General features: G+C 70.6%; 1 protein-coding gene. It reads left to right on the forward strand.

Annotated features, from left to right (window positions below):
- On the forward strand, positions 1–394 hold a 394-nt coding region (locus EN780_RS38335; RefSeq protein WP_189557224.1), incomplete at both ends, for a nicotinate-nucleotide--dimethylbenzimidazole phosphoribosyltransferase.

The raw sequence follows: 394 nt of genomic DNA on the forward strand, positions 1-394 counted from the left end.
GCGGTGGAACTGTGCGCGGCCGGGGGAGCGGCGATCAACCAGGTCTGCATCGCCAACGACCTCGGCCTCAAGGTCTTCGACCTGGCGCTGGATGTTGCGACCGGAGACATCACCGAGGAAGCCGCGCTCGACGAACGCGGCTGCGCCGCCACCATGGCCTTCGGCATGGAAGCGGTCGCCGGCGGCGCCGATCTCCTTTGCCTCGGCGATCTCGGCGTCGGCAATTCCACCGTCGCCGCCGCTCTATGCGCCGCGCTGTTCGGCGGCGCTGTTATCGATTGGGTCGGGCCCGGATCGGGCGCCGACGCGGCGATGATGGCGCGCAAGGCTGAAGCGGTCGATCGGGCGCCTGCCGTTCACGGCGCCGGCCTCGGCGATCCGCTCGAAGCCTTGC

The sequence above is a fragment of the Mesorhizobium sp. M4B.F.Ca.ET.089.01.1.1 genome (assembly GCF_004022605.1).
Lineage (GTDB): Bacteria > Pseudomonadota > Alphaproteobacteria > Rhizobiales > Rhizobiaceae > Mesorhizobium > Mesorhizobium abyssinicae.